The 6,172-nt window shown below is 38.5% G+C and carries 4 protein-coding genes; 3 read left to right on the plus strand and 1 reads right to left on the minus strand.

Annotated elements, in window-relative coordinates; all coding sequences use genetic code 11:
- The first annotated feature begins 101 nt into the window (after positions 1 to 101).
- From P20495_RS12300 to mrcB, 3 genes are all read left to right on the plus strand, one after another.
- Positions 102 to 440 carry a P-II family nitrogen regulator gene (locus tag P20495_RS12300; protein WP_004587162.1) on the plus strand — a complete coding sequence of 113 codons (339 nt, stop codon included), beginning with the start codon at positions 102 to 104 and terminating at the stop codon, positions 438 to 440.
- Between the two features lie 9 nt (positions 441 to 449).
- Complete coding sequence (locus tag P20495_RS12295; RefSeq protein ID WP_033015526.1) at positions 450 to 1,679, plus strand: ammonium transporter; 1,230 nt, start codon at positions 450 to 452, stop codon at positions 1,677 to 1,679.
- 150 nt (positions 1,680 to 1,829) lie between these two features.
- Positions 1,830 to 4,172 (plus strand): penicillin-binding protein 1B, encoded by a 2,343-nt coding sequence (mrcB, locus tag P20495_RS12290; protein ID WP_033015527.1) that lies wholly within the window; start codon positions 1,830 to 1,832, stop codon positions 4,170 to 4,172.
- A gap of 66 nt (positions 4,173 to 4,238) precedes the next feature.
- On the opposite strand, the gene P20495_RS12285 is transcribed toward mrcB, so the two are convergent.
- A complete protein-coding gene (locus tag P20495_RS12285; RefSeq protein ID WP_033015528.1) occupies positions 4,239 to 6,080 on the minus strand; it encodes a methyl-accepting chemotaxis protein in 1,842 nt (613 codons plus the stop codon).
- Positions 6,081 to 6,172 lie beyond the last annotated feature (92 nt).

The following is a 6,172-nucleotide window of genomic DNA, read 5'->3' on the forward strand; positions in this document are numbered from 1 at the left end:
TTTGTAGTTAAGTTATTGTTTAATAATACTATAAAATAGTGGCACAAAGGTTGGATTGTATTGGCTAACAGGATAACAATAAAGAGTCCGAGGGGGCCGCTATGAAAATGATTAGTGCAATCATAAAACCATTTAAGTTAGATGATGTGCGTGAAGCACTCGCTGATTTAGGGATTGAAGGAATGACAGTAGTTGATGTTAAAGGTTTTGGGCGTCAACGAGGTCATACAGAATTGTATCGTGGAGCTGAATACCAAGTAGATTTTATTCCAAAAATTAAACTTGAAATTGCGACTCGTACTGAGAATTGTCAGCGTGTTGTAGAAGCAATTACTAAAATCGCATCAACAGGTAAAATCGGTGACGGGAAAATTTTTGTGTACGACCTAGATCAAATTGTCCGTATCCGTACTGGCGAACTTGACGAAGAAGCGATTTAAGGGGGAATCATGGAAAATACAATAATAGAACTAAAATTTTCACTCGATACCTTCTATTTTTTAATATCAGGTATATTAGTAATGTGGATGGCAGCAGGTTTTGCCATGTTAGAAGCGGGTTTAGTTCGCTCTAAAAACACAGCTGAAATTTTAACTAAAAATGTCGCGCTATATTCAATTGCATGTACGATGTTTTTATTAGTTGGCTACAACATTATGTATGTAGACAATGCCGAAGGTGGTTTTATTCCTTCAATAGGCGCTTTAATTGGCACACAAGCTGCTGATGCTGACCATTCTTTAGAATCTGACTTTTTCTTCCAAGTAGTATTTGTTGCAACGGCTATGTCGATTGTATCGGGTGCAGTTGCTGAGCGTATGAAGCTATGGGCTTTCCTTGGCTTTGCTGTAGTACTTACTGGCTTTATCTACCCTGTTGAAGGTTACTGGACATGGGGTGGTGGTTTCTTATCTGAAATGGGCTTTGTAGATTTTGCAGGTTCTGCAATTGTACATGGCGCAGGTGCAGCTGCTGCACTAGCTGGTGTATTAATCCTAGGTGCTCGTAAAGGCAAATATGGTAAAAACGGTGAAATATACCCAATTCCAGGTTCAAACTTACCACTTGCTACACTCGGTACATTTATTTTATGGATGGGTTGGTTTGGCTTTAACGGTGGTTCTCAATTACTACTTTCGGATAAAGAAAACGCAACTGCGGTAGGTCAAATATTACTTAATACTAATGCAGCTGCTGCAATGGGTGCTATTGCTGCACTGTTTGTATGTAAGATACTTTGGGGCAAATCAGATTTAACCATGGTATTAAACGGTGCATTAGCAGGTTTAGTTGTAATTACTGCTGACCCACTTTCACCTTCTCCATTAATGGCATGTTTACTAGGTTTACTTGGTGGCTCATTAGTTGTGTTTAGCATTATAGCACTTGATAAAGTTAAGATTGACGATCCAGTGGGTGCTATCTCTGTACACGGTGTGTGTGGTGCATTAGGTATTATGTTAGTACCGCTAACTAATGGTGATGCAAGCTTTGTTAATCAGTTAATTGGTCTAGTGTGTATTCTTGCCTTTGTATTTGTAGCATCATTTATTGTTTGGACTGTGCTTAACAAAACGATGGGTATACGTGTAACAGAAGAAGAAGAGTTAAATGGTATGGATCAACACGATTGTGGTATTGAAGCCTACCCAGAATTTGTTTCTGTTCGAAATAGCTAATAGTTTATTTAAATAATAGTGTGTTTACACAAAGTCCTACTTCGGTAGGGCTTTTTTTGTTTCAGGGGGGGTTAACTTTTCGGATGTTAGGATATGCCCAATATGCTAAGCTCACACTCGTGAATAACCCTTGGAATAAATTACACTTAAATGGCCGACAATAACAAAACACCTACCAGCAAACCTGCAGCTAAACGTGCAAGAAAATCATCAAGCACGACAAAAAAAAGCACCTCAAAGGGGCGTAAAAAAACAGTTAAATCCACTGTTAAACGCTCTTTTATGCGAAAAACATGGTCAGTGTTTTGGAAATTAAGCTTGGCTGTTTTCATTGCTATGGCAATGTATTTAATTTATTTAGATTCAAAAACAACACGTATATTTGAAGGTAATAAATGGCAGTTACCAGCGCAGGTTTATGCTCGTTCAATGGCGTTTTATCCGGGGCAGTTTTTATCAAGTCAGGAAGTAGTGTTTGAGCTAGAGCGTTTAAATTACTCATCAGTTAATAGGCTGAGTCGAACAGGGCAGTTTGTTAAGACTGCAAATAGCATCAAAATTTATCGTCGTGATTTTGAATTTTATGATGGCCTTGAAGAGTCCCATATTATTGAACTTCGTTTTTCAGGGCAAAAAGTGGCTACTATTAAAGATAAGTTTGGTAGGCGTTTAAATAGTGCTCGCTTAGAACCGGTGCAAATAGCCCGCATTGGTAACGATTCTAAACAAGATAGAGAATTTGTGCCATTGGATAAATTTCCGGCAATGTTAAAAGATACTTTACTCGTTGTTGAAGACCGTAATTTTTATGAACACCATGGTGTATCTGTTTTTTCTATTTTACGTGCACTTTATACTAATATTAGAGCTGGGCGTACAGTGCAAGGAGGTAGCACACTTACCCAGCAGTTAGCTAAAAATATTTACCTAACACGTGAGCGTTCTTTAATGCGAAAAATAAATGAGGCATTCATTGCACTTATTTTAGATTATCGTTATTCAAAAGATCAGATTCTTGAAGCTTATTTAAATGAAGTCTATTTAGGGCAGTCATACAACCAAGGTGTTCATGGGATGGGATTAGCTTCAGACTTCTACTTTTCTAAGCCCGTAGACGAGCTTGAGTACGATCAAATTGCTCTGCTGGTGGCAATGGTTAAAGGCCCTTCTTATTACAATCCTCGTCGTTACAAAGAGCGCACAATGGAGCGCCGTGATTTAGTACTTCGCCTTATGGTTGAAAGTAAACTGCTTAGTACAAAAGAATATCGCGCATCACTTAAACGTCCAATTGATATTGCACCAATGAAAGCTAGTTTGCAAAAATCCTATCCGGGCTATTTAGAGTTAGTAAACAGGGAGCTAAATAAATTGTTGCCAGATCAACAAACACTAGATGCAGGTGTTAGGGTGTTTACCTATTTTGATCTACAAAAACAAACAGCAATGGAAGAATCTATTGAAAAGAGCTTACCGTATTTAGAAAAACGCCCAAAAACTGAAAAATTAGAAGCCGCCATGATTTCAGTTAATGTCGAAAAAGGCGGTGTATCGGCACTTGTTGCTGGGCGCGATGTACGTTACTCAGGGTTTAATCGTGTTTTAGATACAAAACGTAATATAGGCTCGCTGGTAAAACCTGCCGTGTATTTAACGGCGCTTCAGTTACCACATTATAATTTATCAACACTGCTTGATGATTCACCGTTGCAAGTAACAAATGAGCAAGGGAAAGTGTGGCAGCCTGAGAACTTTGATCATCAATACCGTGGTGCAATGCCTCTTTACAAAGCATTTAGTAACAGTATTAATATTCCTGCAGTAAATTTAGGGCTTGATGTAGGTGTTGATCAAGTGGCAAAAACATTAAAAGGGTTAGGTGCTAGCGGGTCTATAGACGAATACCCGTCTCTGCTTTTAGGAGCTGTTGAAATGTCGAGTCTTGAAGTCGCTCAGCTTTATACAACAATTGCTGCTGATGGCGAATATAAAAAGCTCACTGCAATTTCGGCATTAACTGACTCGGTTGGTAAAGTACTTTATAAGCATGAAGTAAATGCAGAGCCTCGTTTTGATAAATCAGCAATGTATATGACTAAGTACGCAATGAAGCGCGTAACGAAAGACGGCACAGCTAAACGCTTAAATTTACACTTCCCGTCAATTCAACTAGCAGGTAAAACTGGAACCAGTAATGATTTACGTGATAGCTGGTTTGCAGGCTTTGATCAAAATACAGTGACTGTTGCGTGGCTTGGTCGAGACGACAACAAAAGTACGGGGTTAACAGGCAGTGTGGGAGCGCTTGAAGCCTATATACGTTACCTTAAGCCACTTAACCCACAAGCAATCGCTGATACTCGTCCGCCATCAATACGCTGGGCATTTGTAAATGAGCAAACGGGTAAGCAAGCGCCACCAGGATGTGGCAAGGTAATTCAGCTACCGCTTAGAGCGAGTGAGTTTGAGCCAAGACCACAATGCATTCGTTAATCTAAGACTACCTTAAACAACAAAGCCGCTTATTTAGCGGCTTTGTTGTGAATTAAAGTCAATTAATTATGATTTAAAAAAGCTCATAGACTTAGTTAGGTCATTAGATAAACGACTTAACTGCTGGGCATCCTGAAGTGTTGATTGTGCCGAGTTCAAGGTTTGATCCGCTAAGTTACTGACCGCTTGCGAGTCATTTAATGCTTGTGTTGTAGCATTTGATTGCTGTTTAACTCGTTCTGCAATAACTTCGCCCTGGTGTTTAATATCACCCATGCTTTGTTCTGCACTTTGCAATACTTCATTGGTTTGGTTGGCTGCTTTTACTGATTGTTCCATCTTCTCAACACTTGAACGCATTTTCTGTTGTGTGTCGTCAGAAGCTTGTTGCAATGAGCTAATAATTTGATGAATTTCTTGGGTTTGTGTTTGTGTGCGCTGCGCTAAGGTTCTTACTTCATCAGCTACAACAGCAAATCCTCGACCATGTTCACCAGCTCTAGCTGCTTCAATAGCGGCATTAAGGGCTAATAAATTAGTTTGATCGGCGATTTCACTAATCCCTTTACTTACTTTACTTATTTCTTGGCTATCTTGCGCTAATCTGTCGAGTGCTTGCTGGCTTTCTGCAAATTCAATTTGCAAGTCTTGCATATATTTAGCCAGCTCCATTGTATTGTCTGAGCCTTGTTTTACATGTGAAGCGGCATCTTGAGCTGTCAGTGTCGCTTGGTGAGCTGACTCTTCAACAGTATGTGCAGTTTGTGCCATATCACTTAAAGCATTATGGATAGCATTTACACGTGTTTGTTGTTTAGTAACATCGTCACTTGTTTGGCTACTTGCATGCGATAGTGATTTTGTGGCATCACACAGTTCTACCGTACTTGCCTTTACATCTGACAATAAATGCGAGAATGCATTTAACAAAGCATTATATCTCGAAGCAATAATACTCATTTCATCACTACCAGTTGAGTGGAGAATTGCTTTTAAATCCCCATTAGCAGCTTTATTTGCGGCTTCAGCGAAGCGGTTTATAGTATCAACCACAGCAAAGTAGAAGCCGACCATTAAATAAAAGGCAAAAATTAAGCTACAAACTGAAGCAGCTAATACAATGTTACGTGTCCATTGTTGCGTTTTTAGTTTATTTTCAACTAAAGATTCTAGAGTTGGAATACTCTTATTTATTAATGTACTGATACTGTTATTAACATCATTTGTTAGCTGTTCAAATTTACTTTTACTTAGTTCTATATCATCTGGCTCAAGTAACTTTTTGTCTATCGCATTTTTGAATGCATACACAGTTTCTTGTAGTTGCTGTAGAGCAGGGGTAAGTATTTTACTAACTGATTTGTCTGCTGCAGTTGCTACGGTTAAAGTTTTTTCTAATTGCTTTTCATACAGAGGCAATGACTTACTAAGATTGGAGAGAGCAATAAATGTATCGGGTGTAAATCGGTTACTGGTTAGTACTGTATTTGCGCTTTCGGTCGTTAAATTTATTTGCATTATAAGTGCAGGGATCGGGGTGACTAATGCGCGATTTACATAAGCACTGGCAAGTTGGCTATCAAGTGCTAAATTAGACTCAATTGAAACAAGTTCTAGCACATCATCAGCTTGACCATCTTTTATTGTGAAGCCTAGTTCGCGAGCAACTTTTACATTTTTACTGCTTGTTCCAAGCATTTGATTATTAAGTATGGCTTGATAACCTTTTAAGCCTTGCTGCTGCATTTTAGATACGTTAATGCTATCACTTAATAGCGACACTAGAAAAAACAAACTAATAGCAAGAGGAACTAACAATATACCAAATGTAAGGCTAATTTTTGTTTTGTACTTTAAATTAGCCATTAGCCTGGTGGCAGGTGCTGTGAATTGTCGTAATCCTGACATAAGACTCTCTTGTATTATTGAATAGGGAATTAATGCTAACTAGACCTTGTTAAGGTTAATTATCATTCATTTAAATTACTTTACAAATAAAA

The sequence above is a fragment of the Pseudoalteromonas sp. BSi20495 genome (assembly GCF_000241185.1).
GTDB classification, from domain to species: Bacteria; Pseudomonadota; Gammaproteobacteria; order Enterobacterales; family Alteromonadaceae; genus Pseudoalteromonas; species Pseudoalteromonas fuliginea.